The organism is Tabrizicola sp. (assembly GCF_022842145.1).
Lineage (GTDB): Bacteria > Pseudomonadota > Alphaproteobacteria > Rhodobacterales > Rhodobacteraceae > Tabrizicola.
In genome coordinates, this window is record NZ_JALHQD010000009.1 from 128,299 (window position 1) to 146,334 (window position 18,036).

The 18,036-nt window shown below is 66.2% G+C and carries 21 protein-coding genes; 10 read left to right on the forward strand and 11 right to left on the reverse strand.

The features are described from left to right. Nucleotides 1-6 precede the first annotated feature (6 nt). The 3 genes from Q0C42_RS18655 to glmM are packed head-to-tail and all read left to right on the forward strand — an operon-like array spanning nucleotide 7 to nucleotide 3,321. A complete protein-coding gene (locus tag Q0C42_RS18655) occupies nucleotides 7-915 on the forward strand; it encodes a dihydroneopterin aldolase (RefSeq protein ID WP_295079545.1) in 909 nt (302 codons plus the stop codon). 46 nt (nucleotides 916-961) lie between these two features. Further along, on the forward strand, nucleotides 962-1,981 hold the full coding sequence (gene folP / locus Q0C42_RS18660) for a dihydropteroate synthase (protein WP_295079547.1): 1,020 nt from the start codon (nucleotides 962-964) through the stop codon (nucleotides 1,979-1,981). Beyond that, complete coding sequence (glmM, locus tag Q0C42_RS18665; protein WP_295079550.1) at nucleotides 1,978-3,321, forward strand: phosphoglucosamine mutase; 1,344 nt, start codon at nucleotides 1,978-1,980, stop codon at nucleotides 3,319-3,321. Before folP ends, glmM begins: the two co-directional genes overlap by 4 nt. A 275-nt stretch (nucleotides 3,322-3,596) precedes the next feature. On the opposite strand, the gene Q0C42_RS18670 is transcribed toward glmM, so the two are convergent. Together Q0C42_RS18670 and Q0C42_RS18675 are read right to left on the reverse strand one after the other, a co-directional pair. Continuing rightward, nucleotides 3,597-4,598, reverse strand: a complete 1,002-nt coding sequence (locus Q0C42_RS18670) for a glycosyltransferase 61 family protein (RefSeq protein WP_295079553.1) — start codon at nucleotides 4,596-4,598, stop codon at nucleotides 3,597-3,599. 143 nt (nucleotides 4,599-4,741) lie between these two features. After that, nucleotides 4,742-5,524, reverse strand: a complete 783-nt coding sequence (locus tag Q0C42_RS18675) for a hypothetical protein (RefSeq protein ID WP_295079556.1) — start codon at nucleotides 5,522-5,524, stop codon at nucleotides 4,742-4,744. Between the two features lie 206 nt (nucleotides 5,525-5,730). Between Q0C42_RS18675 and Q0C42_RS18680 the strand changes: the two genes are divergently transcribed. Next, nucleotides 5,731-6,000: a hypothetical protein gene (locus tag Q0C42_RS18680; protein WP_295079558.1), complete on the forward strand. Its 270-nt coding sequence runs from the start codon at nucleotides 5,731-5,733 to the stop codon at nucleotides 5,998-6,000. 48 nt (nucleotides 6,001-6,048) lie between these two features. On the opposite strand, the gene ilvC is transcribed toward Q0C42_RS18680, so the two are convergent. Continuing rightward, nucleotides 6,049-7,071, reverse strand: a complete 1,023-nt coding sequence (ilvC, locus tag Q0C42_RS18685; RefSeq protein ID WP_295079561.1) for a ketol-acid reductoisomerase — start codon at nucleotides 7,069-7,071, stop codon at nucleotides 6,049-6,051. A 127-nt stretch (nucleotides 7,072-7,198) separates the two neighbouring features. Here ilvC and Q0C42_RS18690 point away from each other — a divergent pair, with 127 nt between their 5' ends. The 3 genes from Q0C42_RS18690 (at nucleotide 7,199) to Q0C42_RS18700 (ending at nucleotide 9,333) form a co-directional block, all read left to right on the forward strand. Next, nucleotides 7,199-7,657 carry an Lrp/AsnC family transcriptional regulator gene (locus Q0C42_RS18690; RefSeq protein ID WP_295079564.1) on the forward strand — a complete coding sequence of 153 codons (459 nt, stop codon included), beginning with the start codon at nucleotides 7,199-7,201 and terminating at the stop codon, nucleotides 7,655-7,657. Then, entirely contained in the window at nucleotides 7,654-8,121 is a 468-nt protein-coding gene (locus Q0C42_RS18695; RefSeq protein WP_295079567.1) for an Lrp/AsnC family transcriptional regulator, read from the forward strand. Before Q0C42_RS18690 ends, Q0C42_RS18695 begins: the two co-directional genes overlap by 4 nt. A gap of 87 nt (nucleotides 8,122-8,208) precedes the next feature. Next, nucleotides 8,209-9,333 carry an aminotransferase class V-fold PLP-dependent enzyme gene (locus tag Q0C42_RS18700; protein ID WP_295079570.1) on the forward strand — a complete coding sequence of 375 codons (1,125 nt, stop codon included), beginning with the start codon at nucleotides 8,209-8,211 and terminating at the stop codon, nucleotides 9,331-9,333. A gap of 69 nt (nucleotides 9,334-9,402) precedes the next feature. Here Q0C42_RS18700 and Q0C42_RS18705 read toward each other — a convergent pair whose 3' ends face one another. The 4 genes from Q0C42_RS18705 to Q0C42_RS18720 form a co-directional block, all read right to left on the reverse strand. After that, nucleotides 9,403-9,654, reverse strand: a complete 252-nt coding sequence (locus Q0C42_RS18705; RefSeq protein WP_295079572.1) for a hypothetical protein — start codon at nucleotides 9,652-9,654, stop codon at nucleotides 9,403-9,405. Between the two features lie 257 nt (nucleotides 9,655-9,911). Then, nucleotides 9,912-11,135, reverse strand: coding sequence for a UbiH/UbiF family hydroxylase (locus Q0C42_RS18710; protein WP_295079574.1), 1,224 nt, complete (start codon nucleotides 11,133-11,135; stop codon nucleotides 9,912-9,914). 75 nt (nucleotides 11,136-11,210) lie between these two features. After that, nucleotides 11,211-11,453 carry a hypothetical protein gene (locus Q0C42_RS18715; protein ID WP_295079577.1) on the reverse strand — a complete coding sequence of 81 codons (243 nt, stop codon included), beginning with the start codon at nucleotides 11,451-11,453 and terminating at the stop codon, nucleotides 11,211-11,213. Nucleotides 11,454-11,523: 70 nt separating this feature from the next. Beyond that, nucleotides 11,524-12,171: a pyrimidine 5'-nucleotidase gene (locus Q0C42_RS18720; protein WP_295079578.1), complete on the reverse strand. Its 648-nt coding sequence runs from the start codon at nucleotides 12,169-12,171 to the stop codon at nucleotides 11,524-11,526. Between the two features lie 96 nt (nucleotides 12,172-12,267). Here Q0C42_RS18720 and Q0C42_RS18725 point away from each other — a divergent pair, with 96 nt between their 5' ends. Further along, nucleotides 12,268-12,903, forward strand: a complete 636-nt coding sequence (locus Q0C42_RS18725; RefSeq protein ID WP_295079580.1) for a GntR family transcriptional regulator — start codon at nucleotides 12,268-12,270, stop codon at nucleotides 12,901-12,903. A 30-nt stretch (nucleotides 12,904-12,933) separates the two neighbouring features. On the opposite strand, the gene Q0C42_RS18730 is transcribed toward Q0C42_RS18725, so the two are convergent. Next, nucleotides 12,934-14,805, reverse strand: coding sequence for a glycosyltransferase (locus Q0C42_RS18730; RefSeq protein WP_295079583.1), 1,872 nt, complete (start codon nucleotides 14,803-14,805; stop codon nucleotides 12,934-12,936). A 64-nt stretch (nucleotides 14,806-14,869) separates the two neighbouring features. Beyond that, on the reverse strand, nucleotides 14,870-16,021 hold the full coding sequence (gene carA / locus Q0C42_RS18735) for a glutamine-hydrolyzing carbamoyl-phosphate synthase small subunit (protein WP_295079586.1): 1,152 nt from the start codon (nucleotides 16,019-16,021) through the stop codon (nucleotides 14,870-14,872). A 180-nt stretch (nucleotides 16,022-16,201) separates the two neighbouring features. On the opposite strand from carA, the gene Q0C42_RS18740 reads away from it, so the two are divergent. Together Q0C42_RS18740 and Q0C42_RS18745 are read left to right on the forward strand one after the other, a co-directional pair. Beyond that, complete coding sequence (locus Q0C42_RS18740) at nucleotides 16,202-16,660, forward strand: GatB/YqeY domain-containing protein (protein ID WP_295079589.1); 459 nt, start codon at nucleotides 16,202-16,204, stop codon at nucleotides 16,658-16,660. Then, nucleotides 16,661-17,014: a hypothetical protein gene (locus tag Q0C42_RS18745; RefSeq protein ID WP_295079592.1), complete on the forward strand. Its 354-nt coding sequence runs from the start codon at nucleotides 16,661-16,663 to the stop codon at nucleotides 17,012-17,014. Between the two features lie 5 nt (nucleotides 17,015-17,019). Here the strand turns inward: Q0C42_RS18745 and Q0C42_RS18750 are convergent, their stop codons facing one another. Beyond that, nucleotides 17,020-17,412 (reverse strand): hypothetical protein, encoded by a 393-nt coding sequence (locus tag Q0C42_RS18750; protein WP_295079594.1) that lies wholly within the window; start codon nucleotides 17,410-17,412, stop codon nucleotides 17,020-17,022. Nucleotides 17,413-17,485: 73 nt separating this feature from the next. Then, nucleotides 17,486-17,971 carry a DUF2244 domain-containing protein gene (locus tag Q0C42_RS18755; protein ID WP_295079597.1) on the reverse strand — a complete coding sequence of 162 codons (486 nt, stop codon included), beginning with the start codon at nucleotides 17,969-17,971 and terminating at the stop codon, nucleotides 17,486-17,488. Between the last annotated feature and the right edge of the window lie 65 nt (nucleotides 17,972-18,036).

Below are 18,036 nucleotides of genomic sequence, written 5' to 3' on the forward strand. Positions count from 1 at the left end.
GCGCCCATGACCATGTCCGACATCGAGCTTGCCTTCGCCCATCCCGAGGATCGGGCCGAAGCGTCGGCGGGCGCTGCGCCGCGTGACCGCATCAGCCTGCGCGACCACGTGGTCGAGGCTGACATCGGCGCCTTCCAGAAGGAACGCGGCCACAAGCAGCGCCTGCGCTTCAACGTGGTGGTCGAGGTGCGCCCGGTGACCGAGCCCTTGGAGGATGACGTCGACCGCATCCTGTCTTACGACCGCATCACCGAGGCGATCGACGCCGAGCTCGCCGCCGAGCGGCTGAACCTGCTGGAGACCTTGGCCGAACGGCTGGCCGAGCGCGTCCTGGCCGAGCCCGCTGCGATGCGGGTCTTCGTGCGGATCGAGAAGCTGGACATCGGCCCCTATGCCTTGGGGGTGGAGATCGTCCGCTCCCGTGCCGAACGCCCGGTCCAGAAGGCCGGGGACGAGGGGATGGAGGCGGTGCATCCGCTTGTCGTGTATCTGGACAACCGGACGATCCAAGCCTCCGATCTGTCGGCGCGGCTGGATCAGCTGTTGGCCGAAGGCTTGCCGCTGATCCTGGCCGTCGGCCTGCCTGACCTGCCCCGGCCCGTCACAGGGCACAAGCCGACCCAGCGCCGGGTCGACCTGCTGGCGATGGAGCAGAACGCCTGGACCCTGGCCGCCCGCGACCCGCGCTGCGTGGTGGTGGCGACGCGGACGGAGATCGACTGGGCGATCAAGCGGGGGCAGTCGGTGGTCTGGGCCCCGTCGAAGCTGGTACTGGACGCCGTGGACGGCCCCAAGGGGTCCGAGCCGGTCAGCCTTGCCTTGTGGCTGGCGGAAACAATGTCGGCGCAGGCGCTGGTTGTTCACGGCGACGTTGCAGTCCCGGCAGGAAGCCGCGTTCCGGTGCGCCGGGGCTGATGCTTCCCCCTTGAAAAGCGGCGGTCCATCGGCCACTCCGGGGGGCATGGAATACTTTCGTCCGATAGCAATGACCGATCCGGCCCGGGCTGCGGGCGCGCTGACGCTGGCGGGAGGCTGGTGCTGGTTCGACCGGGTCGAGGTTCTGTCGCGCGCGGCCGCCAGCCGGATGATCCCGGCTTCCGAGGTCCCCGCAGGGGTCCTGCACCGGCTGACCGCGCCGCGCCCCGCGTTTGCGGGTCTGACGGTGGACCGACCACGTCTGATGGGCATCCTGAACGTGACCCCGGACAGTTTCTCGGACGGCGGGCGGTTCTTCGGGGCCGAGGCCGCCGTGGCGCAGGCCCGGGCGATGGCCGGAGCGGCCGAGATCATCGACGTCGGCGGGGAAAGCACCCGGCCGGGCGCGGTCGAGGTGCCGGTGGCGGAAGAAATCGCCCGCACGGTCCCGGTCATCCGCGCCCTGCGCGAGGGCGGCCTTGACGCTCCGATCTCGATTGACACCCGGAAGGCGGTGGTGGCCGAGGCTGCGCTTCAGGCGGGCGCGACCATCGTCAACGACGTCTCCGCCTTCGACTTTGACCCGACGCTTGGGCCGCTGGTGGCGCGCATGGCGGCTCCGGTCGTGCTGATGCATGCGCAAGGCGTGCCCGCGACGATGCAGGACAACCCGCTTTATGCCGACGTTCTGCTGGACGTCTATGACGCGCTGGCGGCGCGGCTGGGCCGGGCCGAGGCTCTGGGGATCGACCGGGCGCGGATCGTGCTGGACCCCGGCATCGGTTTCGGGAAGAACCAGTCGCACAACCTCGCCTTGCTGCGGGGGCTGTCCCTGTTCCACGGCCTGGGTTGTCCGATCCTGCTGGGGACCTCGCGCAAGCGGTTCATCGGGTCCATCGGCGGTGCCGACCGGCCCGAGGACCGCGCGCCGGGGTCCATCGCCACGGCGCTGGCCGGGGTGGCGCAGGGGGTGCAGATCACCCGCGTGCATGACGTGGCCGAGACGCGGCAGGCCTTGCGACTGTGGCAGGCGATGAACACCGAACATCTGGAGAGCGACCAATGACCCGCAAGCTGTTTGGCACCGATGGCGTCCGGGGGCGGGCGAATAGCTGGCCGATGACGGCAGAACTTGCGCTGAAGCTGGGCGCGGCGGCGGGGCGGTATTTCCGGCGGGATGGGTCGGCGGCGCACCGGGTGGTGATCGGCAAGGACACGCGGCTGTCGGGCTACATGCTGGAGAACGCACTGACGGCGGGGTTCTGCTCCACGGGGATGAACGTGCTGCTTCTGGGTCCGGTGCCGACCCCTGCGGTAGGCTACCTCACGCGGTCGATGCGGGCGGATGTGGGGGTGATGATCTCGGCCTCGCACAACCCGCACCAGGACAACGGGATCAAGTTCTTCGGGCCGGATGGGTTCAAGCTGTCGGATGCCGCGGAAGCCGAGATCGAGGCGATGGTCGAAGGCGAGATCCAGCCAGCCAAGCCGGAAAACATCGGTCGCGCAAAGCGGATCGAGGACGGGCGGGGGCGATATCAGGAGTTCGTCAAGACGAGCTTCCCGAACGGCCTGCGGCTGGACGGGCTGAAGGTGGTGATCGACTGCGCGAACGGGGCGGCCTACCGGGCGGCGCCGGAGGTCTTGTGGGAACTTGGCGCCGAGGTGATCCCGGTCGGTGTCCACCCGAACGGGACCAACATCAACGACCGCTGCGGGTCGACCCATACCGAGACGGCGGCCGAGGCGGTGGTGGCGCATGGGGCGCATGTCGGGATCAGCCTCGACGGCGACGCCGACCGGATCATGATCCTGGACGAGGCAGGCCGGGTCGCGGACGGGGATCAGATCATGGCGCTACTGGCGGCACGCTGGGCCGAGGAGGGGCGGCTTTCAGGCGGTGCCCTGGTCGCGACTGTGATGTCGAACCTGGGGCTGGAGCGGTTCCTGTCGGGGCGCGGGCTGCGGCTGGAGCGGACGGCGGTGGGGGACCGCTACGTCGTCGAACGGATGCGGGAGGGCGGGTTCAACCTCGGAGGCGAGCAGTCGGGGCACATCGTGATGACCGACTATGCGACCACCGGGGACGGGCTTGTCGCGGGGCTGCAGTTCCTGGCCGAGATGGTGCGGACCGGGCGACCTGCATCGGAACTGACGCGGTCCTTCGAGACTGTGCCGCAGCTTTTGAAGAACGTCAGGTTCACGGCCGGGGCAAAGCCGCTGGAGATGGCTTCGGTGCAGGAGGTGATCCGGGCGTCCGAGCAGCGGATCGAGGGGTTGGGGCGCATCCTGATCCGGAAATCAGGGACCGAACCGCTGATCCGGGTGATGGCGGAGTGCGAGGACGAGGCGCTGCTGGTGGCGGTGGTCGACGAGATCGTCGGGGCCGTGGAGGCTGCGGTCTGAGCCTGGCCGACCACGGAGGAAACCGTTAGTTCTGTACCCGGGGCTGAGGCCTGCGGACGCGACAACTCTGGCCCGCCGAAGCAATGTCGGCGCTGCGTGGGGCGCGGGCGACTGAGTGCGGCCCTTCTAGCGCCCGGCCTTACCCTGTTTGCCAATCCGGCCAAGCTGCGAGCTGGCAGAGCGGGCCAAGAAGCCGATTTGATGGGTGAGCGTTGGGAATTCTGGGTCTGGACGCCTGGCAAGGGCTCGGTCCGGTCAGGCTGAATGACACGTGATCAAGCCCCCGAGTCTGCAAAGTCCAGCGTGCGCAGGATTTCGTCTAGTTCAGCGTGATACCCCGCCTCGACCGAGCCTCTCAGCACCACGAAGCCTGGGGCCACCTCATGCGCTCGTGATAGCCCGACCTGGCGCAGGGTGAAGCGGTCCTGCGGCACCAGGACGACCATCCTGCTTTTGGGACGGAGCGACAGATGCGCGTGATCGAGGTGACTGCCGTCGATGCTGACCACGATCCTTGCGGGACAAAGCGCGCGCTGCAGCGTCTCGACCGAGGTGCCGGCGATGTCGATCACCTGCCAGTTCCGGGCCAGCAGGACTTCGACCAGGGCATCCTCGTTCGCGATCCAGCGTGGCGCCCCGGTCCAACCGCGGCGCAGGTAGACAGCCGTTTCCCCCGGACTGCCGAAGCGGGCCTGCAGCTGGTCGCGGATCCGGTTGTAGCGCGCGACCTTGTGGCTGCCCTGACCGAAGTCCTGGTAGGTGACAAGCTCTTTGGCCAAGACAGGATGATCCGGCAGGGCCGGCAGCGAAAGCGCGTCCAGGTAGCCGGGGGCATGGGACCAGCTTGGATCATGCGGCATCCACAGCGCGCCGGTTCCGGGTTCGATCAGCGCTGTGGGAATGGAATCGGTCAGCCAGTGGCCGAAATAGCGCCAACTGATCCCGCTGTGGCAATAGCGCAGGATCGCTTCCTGCCGCATCGTGGCTGCCACGTCCGCAAGGCCGAAGCCCTGGCCATAGCGTTCGTGCCTGCGCAACGTGGCAAAACCGCGCCGCCGCACCAGCGCGTTGCGCCAGAGCTTCCGAAGCACCGGGACGTGGGTCACCGTCACTTCCTGCGCCACCTGCATGTGATAGGCGATGGTGGAATGCTCGTCGGTTCCGGTCACGCGGTCGAGCATGTCTGGCAGGTACGCGGGCGGGCGGACGGCGACGGTTTCGGCTGGCTGAAGGACCTCGACCTCTGGCGTGCCAGGGCCGATCAGACGTTGCAGCACAGGCGCCGATAGGAGGGAAAACCGCGAAAGCAAACTCAAGACAGCTTATCCCCGATGGCCCCGGCAGCCGACTGCGGAAAGACTGACACATTCCGGGACACCGGGAAACACCAATGCTGGAGGCGCCCGGCTTGGAGTGCGGTTCAGACCGGTTTTCCGCTTTTCGCGGCAAGCCCATAGTCACCTGGATAGGCAAGGCTGCCGTGGTGGGTGATCTTCGCGGTCTCGTGGCACCAGATCTCGCCGTTGCAGCCTTCGATCCAGCGGCGGCAGAACGAGGTGTCCTCGCCATGCATCACCGCGCCGTCGCGCCCGCGCAGGTGGCTGAAGAAATCGTGGAAATCCGCACCGGGGTAGCCGGGACCGTTGAAGCCGGGGACGGGTTTCGCAATGCCCGCCGCCACCATACCCTCGGGCACCGCGCGGCGGAGGAGGAGAAAGCCGGTGCCGACGCCGGGGACCTTGCGAAAGCCGTCGCGGACCACCCGGGGCCAGGGACTCCCCGCGTCGTACACTTCGGCCACGTTGTAGCGCAGTGACCGGGCGAGGAGGTCGGCGGTCGAGGCACGCTCGGCCTCGGGCTTTGCCGCTTCGGCTTCGATGAGGCCGCGGAAGGCCTGCCAGCGCATCTGACGCTGGGGGTAGGGGGCCGCGGTGAAATCGGCGTCGAAGTCGAGGAGGTCGAAGAAAAGCTGGGCCGGATAGCTCATGTCGCTGTCCAGGAGAAGCGCATGGGTGAACTGCTTCTCCGCCAGAAAACAGGACATGAGGTAATTGCGCGAGATGACGAGGTCGGACCATTCCCAGGTCTTCATCGCGAAGGCGACCTTGCGGCGGGCCATCGCCTGAGTGAGGCCGATGAGGCTGAGCATGGCCGGTGTGTGGACCTGGCCGGAGGTGGGCATCAGGATGAGGACGGTGGCCATCAGGTGTAGCACCCTGGTGTGAGGCCAGGTGCGACCCGCAATGCCAAGTCTTGGTCCCGCATCCTGCCCCCTGTGCCTTGTCGGCGCAAAGGTGCCAAAGGCAGGGCGGGAATACAAAGGAAAACGCTGGTCAGGGAACCTGGGTGGGCCGAGGCGGTTGGTCCTTCGATGGCGCCGTGGGGTGCCCTTTGACTTAGGAGGCAAGGATGTTCGATGGAGGAATCGTGCTCTTCCTGTCGCTGTTCACTCTTCTGGCCGTGGCGGTCCTGGCGCTGATCAGCAAGGAGCGGACCAAGGAGCGGATGCGCGACCCGAATGCGCCGGTGTCCACACTGGCGAAGGATGGCAAGTACGGTGGCGTGGCGTTCCTGGTGCCGCTGGAGGAGCGCATGCAGTTCCAGCGTGGGCAAATGCAGCCGGTGCGGGTGGCGGTGACGGTGCCACGGCAGATGCCGCTGCGGCGCGACGAGCCGTAAGAAAAAGGGCGCCCGCTGGGGCGCCCTTTCGGTATTCGGGTAGCAGGCTTAGTTGCGGGCGCGGTCGACCATCTTGCCCTTTGAGATCCAGGGCATCATGGCGCGCAGCTTTTCGCCGACCTGTTCGATCTGGTGCTCGTCGTTGATCCGGCGGGTCGCTTTGAAGAAGGGCTGGCCTACGGCGTTTTCCTGCATGAAGTCACGGACGAACTTGCCGGTCTGGATGTCGGTCAGAACCTCTTTCATCCGGGCCTTGGTCTCGGCGTAAGGCAGGATGCGCGGGCCGGAGACATATTCGCCATACTCGGCCGTGTTCGAGATCGAGTAGTTCATGTTGGCGATGCCGCCTTCGTAGATCAGGTCCACGATCAGCTTAACTTCGTGCAGGCACTCGAAATAGGCCATTTCGGGTTCGTAGCCGGCTTCCACGAGGGTCTCGAAGCCCATGCGGATCAGTTCCACGAGGCCACCGCAAAGTACGGCCTGCTCACCGAAGAGGTCGGTTTCGCATTCCTGACGGAAGTTGGTCTCGATGATGCCCGAGCGCCCGCCACCGATGGCGGAGCAATATGAGAGGCCGATTTCCATCGCCTTGCCGGTCGCGTCCTGGTGGACCGCGACGAGGCAGGGCACGCCGCCGCCCTTGGTGTATTCGCCGCGCACGGTGTGGCCGGGGCCTTTCGGGGCCATCATGATGACGTCGACGCCCTTTTTCGGCTCGATCAGGCCGAAGTGCACGTTCAGGCCGTGGGCGAAGGCGATGGCAGAGCCTTCGCGCAGGTTGTCGTGGACGTACTTCTTGTAGGTCTCGGCCTGCAGCTCGTCGGGCATTGTGAACATGATGAGGTCGCACCACTTGGCGGCCTCGGCGATGTCCATGACCTTCAGGCCCTCGGCTTCGCACTTCTTGGCCGAGGCCGAGCCCGGACGCAGCGCGACGACGACGTTCTTCGCACCCGAATCGCGCAGGTTCAGCGCATGGGCGTGGCCCTGGCTGCCGTAGCCGAGGATGGCGACTTTCTTGTCCTTGATCAGGTTCACATCGCAGTCGCGGTCGTAGTAAACGCGCATTTGGCGTCCTCCTTGGTGATGATGCGGGCAAAGTAGGGATTTCTGCAGTGGGGACCGTGCATTCTTTGACGTTTTGGGCGGGTTATGCGAAAGATCATTCTTGAATATCAATAACGCTGGATGAATCATGCAGATTGATGACACTGACCGTCGTATCCTGCGGCAGTGGCTGGCCGAACCGGGGCTGGAGCGGGCGGTGTTGGCTGACCGCGCCGGGGTCACCGGGGCAACGCTTTGGCGCAGGCTGGACCGGCTGCGGGAAGCGGGAGTGATCCGCAGCGAGGGCGCGCTGATCGACTGGAGGGCACTGGGGTATGAGGTCGAGGTTTCATTGCGCTTCACGCTGGACAAGACCAACCCGCGCGCCTTCGACGAGTTCATCGCGGCGGCGCGCGGCGTGCCCGAAGTGATCTCGATCGAAACCTTCCTGGGTCGGGTCGATGTGCGCCTGAACGTCATCGCGCGCGACATGGGGCATTGGACCGGCATCTACCGTGACCGCATCCTGGTCTTGCCGCATATCGCGGAAGTCGAGGCGCTGATGCTGGTCTCGACCATCAAGGAGACCGTGGGGCTGCCACTGTGAAGGGTGCGGTCGACCTTGACGACACCGACCGGGAAATTCTGCGGGTGCTGTCCGCCGACGGCACCGTTTCGGCGGGCGAGCTTGGCCGGAGGTTGGGCCTGTCCCAGCCTGCCGCCTGGCGGCGGGTGCGGCGGCTGGAGGAGGCGGGGGTGCTGAAAGGCCTCGTCATCGACGTGGACCGCGAGAAGCTGGGCTTCGGGGTCACGGTGTTTCTGGGGGTGAAGCTTGCGACGAAGGGGCGGGTCAGCCTTGAGGACTTCGAGCGCGCGGTGCAGGCGATCCCCGAGGTGCAGGTGGTGCAGCACGTGCTGGGGCTGTTTGACTATCGCCTGCGGGTGGTGGCCCGCGACATCTCCGACTTCGAGCGGGTGCTGCGGCGGCGGATCATGACCTTGCCGGGGGTGGGGAACGTCGAGGCCAACGTCCTTCTGACCGAGGAGCGCCGGCCGGGCCCCTTGGGCTAGGATCGTAGGGTGGGCGATATCGCCCACCCTACGGGCTGGCAGTGCGCGTTGGCAGGCGTTAGGCTTCGGGTGAAAAGGGAGGCCTACATGAACTTGCCGCATGCGCATATCGACCCGGACGGGTTGCAGGAATTCTCGGTCGTCTTTACCGACCGTTCGCTCAACCACATGTCTGCGCAGTTCCAGGCGGTGATGCGCGATGTCTCGGGCCTGTTGAAAGAGGTCTACAAGGGCTCGGCCGTGGCGCTGGTGCCAGGGGGCGGGACCTACGCGATGGAGGCCGTGGCGCGGCAGTTCGGCACGGGTCGCGTGCTGATCGTGCGGAACGGCTGGTTCAGCTACCGCTGGACCCAGATCTTCGAGGCTGGTGGTTTCGCCGGCGAGACCGTGGTGGTGATGGCCCGGCAGACCGGGAACGATTCCCGCGCGCCTTATGCTCCGCCGCCGATCGACGAGGTGGTGGCGAAGATCCGCGAGGTGAAGCCCGAGGCGGTGTTCGCACCTCACGTGGAAACCAGCGCGGGGATCATCCTGCCCGATGATTACATCGCACAGATGGCGGCGGCCGCGCATGAAGTGGGCGCCCTGATGGTGCTGGATTGCATCGCGTCCGGCTGCATCTGGGTCGACATGGGTGCGACCGGGGTGGATGTGCTGATCTCGGCGCCGCAAAAGGGATGGTCCGCTTCGCCCTCTGCCGGGGTGGTCGTGCTAAGCCCGCTGGCAGAAGAGCGGCTAGCGGCAACCAGCAGCAATTCCTTTGCCTTGGACCTGAAGAAATGGCGCGCGATCATGGTGGCCTATGAAGGCGGCGGCCATGCCTATCACGCGACGATGCCGACGGACGCGATCATCGGGTTCCGCGATGCCATGCTGGAGACCAAGGGACTGGGGTTCGAAGCCGCGAAGGCTGCGCAGTGGGCGTTGGGACGCGCGGTGCGGGGGATGCTGGCTGCAAAAGGGGTGCCGTCGGTGGCGGCAGAAGGCTTCCAGGCACCGGGGGTGGTGGTCAGCTACACTGCCGATCCGGATATCCAGAACGGGTCGAAGTTCCGAGCCGAAGGTTTGCAGATCGCGGCGGGGGTTCCGCTGCAGGTTGGCGAGGGGCCGGAGTTCAGGACCTTCCGGCTGGGCCTGTTCGGGCTGGACAAGCTGAAGGATGTCGACGCGACTGTCGAACGGCTGAAGCAGGCGGTCGACGCGGTGCTTTGACGCCAACACAGGCCGGAGGGGAGTTCTCCGGCCTGTGCGTTTCGGACATCATGGTGTCCGCAGTGGTCATTACTGGGCGTTCAGGATGACTTTGACCTGGCCAGCGGGATCTTCGCCTGCACGGAGGTTTTCCGACTTGGAGAACAGCGTGACGATGCGGGCATACTGCGAGTTGGTCAGGTTCGACAGGTCGGCATCGGGCACCCAGTTCAGGATCTGCGACTGGATCGACGACGACAGCGCGACCGGAGCGGATTGCTGAGCCATGGCCGAGAAGGCGGAGACGGCAACGAGAGCGGTTGCGAGAACGAAGCTTTTCATCTTGTAATCCTTTGGTTTCTTGCGTCCTGCCCCACCGTGGGGCGGTAAGGGAGAATTGGGGTGACGCGAAGGAAAAGGGAAATCACGGGTTGATCGCGTGCCGTCTCGGCGATTTGAACTCACGTGGGTCTTGCATGACGCGGCGCAGCATTTTCACCGGGAATCCGCGTGGAAATGCAGGGTTCACGCTCACATGTTTCAGCGTTCATGGCCGCGTCGTGATCTTGAGAGTGCATTGTGCAAAAATGCACGAAACTTCAGTCGTGCGATGTCGTAGAAGATTTCCGGCCCGCGCCAAGCCCCGCCCGCATGAGGGTCTGGCGAACGGGGCGAGCGGAGTAAAGCGCCTCCAGCGCCTTGGCGCGGAGGTCGCGCAGGATCGGTGCCTCGGCCATCGAGGCGCGGTTCAAAAGGTCGATCCCGGTCACGCGCGCCTGGACTTCAAGGTGCCTGCTGCGGTGAAAGGCTTCGGTGACCGCCAGCACACCGGGATCGGCGCGGTGGGTCTGTGCAAGGTCCAAGAGGGCCGCGAGGTCGGCAAGCGACATGTTCAGACCCTGCGCGCCGATGGGGGGCATGACATGGGCGGCTTCGGCCATCAGGACCGTGCGGGGGCCGGACAGGCGCTTGGCGATCTGGCTGATGATCGGCCAGATAGAACGCCGGCTGATCAAAGTCAGTGGCCCGAGGATGCCGGAGGAACGGGCAGTCATCTCGGCCTCGAACTCCGCCACAGGCAGACTGGCAAGGCGAGCCACTTCGGGACCGCTTTCCATCCAGACGACGGCAGATGCCGGTCGACCGTCCCGGTCGGGAAGCGGCACGAGGGTGAAAGGACCGCCGGAACGGTGGACCTCGGTCGAGACGTTGCCGTGGGGGATGTCGTGGGTGACTGCGAAGGCAAGCGCCTTCTGGCCATAGCGCGTGGTCTTTGTGGCGATGCCAAGCGCCTCGCGAACCGGGGAGGTGCGGCCGTCGGCTCCGATCACCAGCTTGGTCGCGACCTGGCTTCCGTCTGAGAGCGTTACCAGCGCCTCGGCATCGCGGGGCAGCATGCGGGCAAAGCCGATGCCGGGACGGAAGCTGACGTTGGGCAGTTCGGAAAGCCGGGCGACCATCTCGCGACGGAGCAGCCAGTTGGGCAGGTTCCAGCCGAAGGGCGCGTCCGAGATGTCGGCGGCGTCGAAGTCCTTGACCAGCCGTGCCTCCGGTGTCTCTCCGCCAGCATCGATGATCCGCATGACCTGTAGCGGTGCGGCATGGGGTTCAAGGCGGGACCACAGGCCGGCGGCCTTCAGGACCCGGATCGAGGGTTGCAGGAAGGCCGTGGTGCGCAGGTCAGCGCCCTCCGCGTCGCCTGCGGTGATCGGAGGCGTGGGGTCGACGCAGACCACGCGGAACCCGGCCGAGCCAAAGGCACAGGCCGCAGTCAGCCCGGCAACGCCGCCGCCGGAGATCAGGATATCGGTGGTTTCACGCATGTCGGTCCTCCGTCCAGGAGCATATGGCGCAGCGGCGCGGGGGGCCAGAGGACAGGGTGCCTCAGGGTCGATGCGCTATGGCCGGGCGATCAGGACCAACAGGACGAACATCACCGGGACGAGGGCCAGCGCGGTCAGGACCAGGGCAGGCAGGCCAAAGGTCTGGATGCCCAGCACCACGGCGGTCAGGAAGATGACGAGAAGGTAGTAGATGCTGCTGGTGTCGCGCTCGACGTCGCGGATCACCTGGCCGACGATGGGAGTGGCGCGCGCAAAGCGGCCGAAGGCGCTGGGGGCATTGGTGGAGGCAAGGGTCATTGCGGCGTCCTGAAACTTCACGATACCGGTTATCTAGGGCGACGCGCTGCAGGTTTGATGTGGCGGAGTGTCACTCCACCAGACGCGCGAGGAAGGCGGCGAGGTCCCCGGTGTGGTGGTGGATGTGGTCGGCCGGTTCCGGCGCGGGGGCGACGTGGACCGTGCGCATGCCAAGGGCGTGGGGGACGGCGAGGTTGCGGGCATCATCCTCGAACATCGCCCCGGTCGTCGGATCCAGGCCGTCCTTGCCGAAGACCGTGGCGAAGGCCTGGGCGTCGGGTTTGGGGTGGAACTCGGCATGTTCGACGCCGTAGATGCTGTCGAAAAGACCGGCAAGTCCGCGTGCGGCAAGGACTTTCTCGGCATAGGGGGCGCAGCCGTTGGTGTAGACGATCTTGCGGCCGGGCAGCCTTGTGATGCTTTGTGCGAGGCTTGGATCCGGAGACAGGACCGAGAAGTCGATGTCGTGCACGTCTGTCAGGTAGGGGCCGGGATCGACGTCATGTTCGCGCATGAGGCCCGCCAGCGTGGTGCCGTAGGTCTGCCAGTAATAGGCGCGAAGATGGTCGGCGCGGGCGCGGTCGACCTTGAGGGCCTGCATGACCCAGTCGGTCATCCGCACCTCGATCTGGTCGAAAAGCCGCATCTCGGGCGGGTACAGCGTGTTGTCCAGGTCGAAGACCCAGGTGGTCACGTGGGTGAAATCCTGTTTCGGCATGGGGTTCGATGTAGGGCAGGGTGGTTGCGTTGGGAAGGGTTGATCGCGGGGGGGCGTGCGGCTTATGGTCCGCCGCGCAAGGGGAAGGGACGGGATGTGCAGAAAGACGCCTATACGCTGATCATGGAAGCGATCGAGGCCGGGGTCTACAAACCTGGTGACCGGCTGGTCGAAAGCGAGCTGGCCGAGCGGCTGGGCGTGAGCCGGACCCCCGTGCGCGAGGCGCTGCAGCGGCTGGAGACGCAGTCGATGCTGACCCGCGACGGGCGAAGCCTGATCGTGGCGTCGCTGGACCACAACCAGCTGGCCGAGCTTTATGCGGTCCGAACCGAGCTTGAGGGGCTGGCGGCCCGGCTGGCCGCGCGCCATGCGACGCCCGAGGAAGTGCGGGTCTTGAAAAGCATGGTGGCCGAGGACCGCGCACTTTTGGGCGGCGACCCGCGGGCTTTGTCCCGGGCGAACAAGCGCTTTCACAAGCAGATCCACCTGGCCAGCCACAACCGCTTTCTGGTCCAGCAGCTGGACCTGGTGCATCGCAGCATGGCGCTGATGGCAAACACCTCTTTTGCGGCCGAAGGGCGGGATGAGGTTGCGCTGGACGAACATGCGCAGATCGTGGTCGCGATCGAGGCGGGGGATGGTGAAGCGGCCTATCAGGCACTGAGGTCGCACATCAGCCAGGCTTTCGAGACGCGCCTGCGCGTCGATGCGGGCGAGCTGCGGATGCGTTAAATCTTCGGGGGGCGTCCAACCCCGGCGCGGTCAATCCTTGGTTTCGGCATGGTCGAAAAGGCCATGCGTGGTCTTGTCCCAGTAGAAGGGCCGCGTCGCCAGTTCCAGCAGCCCCTTGTAGGCCGCCAGCGAGGCGAGCGGGTAATAGACCTTCAATGTCAGCACCCAAAGCGGGCTGAAGTCGTGCCTGGTGCGGCCAAGGCCAAGCGCGCCGACAAAGATGTTCGCGGCCTCGGACACAAAGAAGACCCCGGCGATGGCCCAGACGGCGACGACGGGCAGAGCCGCGTAAAGCGGGTGGTAGAAGCCGAACGGGAGAAGCAGGAAGGACCACAACAGGGGCGCCATCAGGAACTGCGCGATGGTCCCCAGGAAAAGGATCTGGAAGCCCATGAACCCGCGTGGTCCCAGTTGCTGCCACAGCAGGCGAGGTTCGCGCATGTGGACCGCCCAGGTCATCATGTAGCCCTTGATCCAGCGCGAGCGCTGCTTGATCCAGGGCATCGGGCGGCAGTTCGCCTCTTCCAGCGTGACGGTGTCGATAAGCTCGGTCCGGTAGCCGTGGCGGGCGAGGCGGATGCCAAGATCGGCATCCTCGGTCACGTTGTGGGCGTCCCACGCGCCAAGGCGGTCCAGCACCTCGCGCCGGAAGAAAAGCGTTGTGCCGCCCAGGGGGACGACAAGGCCCAAGCGGGCGAGGCCGGGAAGGACGAGGCGGAACCAGCCAGCATATTCGATGGTGAAACAGCGGCTTAACCAGTTGGTGCGCGGGTTGTAGTAGTCCAGGACGCCTTGCAGGCAAGCCACCTCGGGGCCGGAACGCTGGAAGCGTTCGACCACCTTGTTGAGCTGGTCTGGTTCGGGAGCGTCCTCGGCGTCATAGACCCCGATGATGGCGCCCCGGGCGTGGTCAAGCGCATGATTGAGGGCGCGCGGCTTGGTCTTGACCTGGCCTTCCGGCACGACGACCACCCGCATCCAGGGCGGAAGTTCGGCGTTGGCAAGGGCGTCGAGGGTGATGTGATCCTCGGCCTCGACCGCAAGGATGACATCCAGAAGCTCCACCGGGTAGTCGAGGCGCGCAAGGCGGCGGACCAGGCGGGGGGCGATGTCAGCCTCACGGTAAAGGGCCACGATGATCGAAACGACCGTGGGGATGGCGTCCGAGGCGGGTTGCGGGCCTGGACGCGGCGCGCGGAGGGCGGCGACGGTGGCGGCGATCTTCAAAACGGCGAGACAGGCCAGCGAGAAGATGGCGAAGCCAAGCGCGGCAAGGCCGGTGGCAAGGGGTGCCAGGGCAAGGGCGGCGAAGGCCAGACCAAGCGCCGCCATCGCGCGGGGCGACTGGTGCAGGCGCGGCCAAGAGCGGCAGCTTTCGGCGGGTGCGACGCGGTTTTCGGCGGCACGGGCCAGGAGGTCGCCACGCCGGGCGTGAATGGCACCAAGGATAGCGCGGGAGGACGCGATCCCGGCGGCAACCGGTCCAAGGCGGGCTTCCAGCATCGGGCGGACGCGGCGAAATTCCTCGGGAAGGGACGTGGCAACGATGGTGAGGTCGCCGACCTTCTGCCAGGGCACAAGACCGTGGCGCAGGCAGTCCTGCACGCCGACGGCGTCGATCAGCCGAGGGTCGGGCAGGGCGGCGCCCAGATCCACAAGCCGGAGGCCCCAGTTCCGGGCATCGACGCCGAGGAGGTCGCGTTCCACGACCAGGCCACGAGCGCGCAGCACATCCGGCAAACGCCCGGATTCGCGTCCCTGGTGGGCCAGCGCGGTCAGCATCTCGTCCGGGGTGACCACGCCTTCGCGCAAGAGCGAAGCCCCGACGGCAAAGGTGCGGCGGGGAGCCCGGGCCGTAGCCCCGGACATGTGAAGTTCGCTGATCCGTTCGGCCGCACCCATGCCTGTTCTCCAACCTCCGCAGGCCAGCATGCGCGTGGGGGGTTAACAGGTCGTTAAGGCCCGATCAGGCGCGGCGGGATTTCATCGCTTCTGCGAAACGTTCGAAGAGGTAGAAGCTGTCTTGCGGGCCGGGCGAGGCCTCGGGGTGGTACTGGACCGAGTAGACCGGCTTGCCATCTACCGCGATGCCGCAGTTGGTGCCGTCGAACAGGCTGACATGAGTCTCGCTGACGCCCTTGGGCAGTGTATCGGCGTCCACCGTGAAGCCGTGGTTCATCGAGGTGATCTCGACCTTGCCGGTGGTCAGGTCCTTGACAGGGTGGTTCGCACCGTGGTGGCCGTGGTTCATCTTGCGGGTCTTGGCACCAAGTGCCAAGGCCAGCATCTGGTGCCCAAGGCAGATGCCGAACAGCGGCAAGTCCTTTGCCAAAACCCCCTGGATCATTGGCACGGCGTAGGTGCCTGTCGCCGCGGGGTCGCCGGGGCCGTTGGAGAGGAACACGCCTTCGGGGTTCAGGGCGAGGACATCCTCTGCCGTGACGGAGGCTGGCAGGACGGTGACTTCGCAGCCCACGGATGCGAGGCACCGCAGGATGTTGCGCTTGGCACCGTAGTCGATGGCGACCACCCGCAGGCCGGGTCCTTGCCGCTGGGTATATCCCTCGGGCCAGGCCCAACGCTTTTCATCCCAGCGGTAGGATTGCGCGCAGGTCACGTCCTTCGCCAGGTCAAGCCCGACGAGGCCCTTCCAGGCACGGGCGCGGGCGACCAGTTTCTCGATGTCGAAGCGGCCCTCGGGGTCATGTGCCAAAGCCACATGCGGCGCGCCCTGCTGGCGAATCGCGCGGGTCAGGCGGCGGGTGTCGATTCCGCCGATGCCGATGCGCCCGATCTTGGTCAGCCACTGGGTCAACTCGCCTGTGGAACGCCAGTTCGAGGGTTCCGTCGGGTCCCACTTGACCACCATGCCGGCAGCGGCGGGGCTGGCGGTTTCGTCATCCTCTGCGGTGACGCCGGTATTGCCGATGTGGGGGAAGGTGAAGGTCACGACCTGGCCCGCGTAGGAGGGGTCGGTCATGATTTCCTGGTAGCCGGTCATCGCGGTGTTGAACACAAGCTCGGCCACCGTCTCGCCCGTGGCGCCGAAGCCGTGGCCGTAGAAGAGGCTGCCGTCGGCAAGTGCGAGGCAGGCGGTAGGCTTCTGCTGCGCAGGCATGGCGACTCTCCCAATTGGCAAATTGCGCGGAAACTAAGGGCCGGGGGCCGCAGGGTCAAGGGCGGATGCGAAAAGGATTTTCCTTGGAAATCAACGATTTGGTAAAATCAGGCAGAGTTGCGGTCTTGGGCGGTTCAAGGTAGAGTCAGCGGCTTGGGGAAACTATCGGAAAGTGCGACCATGCTTTTGCGCGACCGTCTGCAGACGGCCCTCAAGGAGGCCATGAAAGCCAAGGAAGCCGACCGGCTTTCGACGCTGCGCCTGATCAACGCCGCCATCAAGGACCGGGAGATCGCGCTGCGCGGCGAATCCGATGCAGGCGAGGTCGGCGAGCCGGAAATCCTGCAGATCATGGGCAAGATGGTGAAGCAGCGCCAGGAATCGGCGCGCGCCTACGAAGAGGGCGGACGGCTGGAGCTGGCCGAGAAGGAACTGGCGGAAATTGGGGTGATCCAGGAGTTCCTGCCGCGCCAGCTGGACGCGGCGGAAATTGCAGCGGCGTTGGATGCCGCCGTGACCGAGACGGGTGCGGCCAGCATCCGCGACGTGGGCAAGGTCATGGCAGTGCTGAAGGCGCGCTACACCGGGCAGATGGATTTCGGCGCGGTCGGCGCGCTGGTCAAGGCGCGGCTGGGCTAGATGCTGGGGGCTGCGGTCGCGCTGGCCTTCGACATGACTTCGGTCCTGGCGTTGATGTATCCGGGACGCGAGCGGGTTGAGATCATCGCCTCGGACGGCGACACCTATGTCTTTGCCTGCAAGCCCGGGCCCTTGGGCGAGCCCCCGCGGGACCAGGCGGAAGAGGCGATGGCTGCATTCGAAGAGAACGTCGGGAAATTCGCCGAGGTTTTCGTGGGCGAGATGATGCAGGGCATCGAAGCGGGGGAACCTTCGCTGGGCAGTGCGCTGGCGATGACCGGCAGGACCAACTCCTGGGCCGGCGCGATCACCAACCACATGGAAAAAGAGTACGGCTGCATCCTTCTGGGCTAGCAGGGTCAGGCCGGGTAGGCCGGGCGCCCAAGAGCCCAGGCGATGACCAGCCAAAAGGCCGCGCGGAACGGCAGGGCAAGGGCGGTCCTCAGTTCGACGGGCGCACCCGTCAGAGCGGTTACGGCGAAGCCCGCGAGCACCATCAGGGTGGCAACGCCGATGGCGAGGGCGATGGGCCGGGCGGCCGGGTGGTTGCGCCAAAGTGCGACGGCTCCGGCCAGGTAGGCGAATCCCGCAGCGGTGTTGAACATCACGACAGAGGGCACGGCATTGCCGGCCAAGTCCTGTGCCCCCCGCGGCCCGAACAGCACCATGCTGCCGCTGAAAATCGTTATGGCGCCGAAAACCGCGGCGACAAGGGCAGCGGGGCGGGTCCAGCGGGGGGTTGGGTCGGTCATGGCAGGGCTCCGGCCAGGGGCGATACGGTAATTCTGCGCCCCGGCCCGTCCAGCGGCCTTGATCGGGATCAAGTCAGCGCACCTCGCGCAGGCGGGACTGGAGTTCGCCGCGCAGCGCAACGCGTTCGTCCTCGGACAGGAAGGCGCCCAGTTCGACCTCGCGGCCATCGGCTTTCAGCGTCAGGTAGTTCGGCACCGGGCCGCCGGTTTCGTGCAGGGTGATCCGCAGCCAGTAGGGGTTTGCCTCCCAGTCCTGGCGGCGGCCGCGTGGCCCGTGCCGGACCAGCGAAATGCGGTCGCGGGACAGGCGCAGATCCTCGACGATGTCGCGGTCGCGGCCGTTCTTGCGGAGCGCGAACCAGATCGCCCAGATCGTGCCGAGCAGGAACGGGAGCAGCGCCCAGAGGACCGGGGTGCCAAGGATGCCGACCAGCGGCACCGCGATGAGGGTCGCTGTCGCGCCGACGAACCAGACGAAGCCGCGCTGGTTCAGCGAGCGGTGCGGCCAGAGGTGCAAGCGGTCCTCGCCGCCGTCGGGGGGAAGCCATTGATAGGGCATGGGTTGGTTCTAAGTTCTTCGCACCGAAAGGGAAGGGGGCCAAGTGCGGCACCTTGTCATGAGAG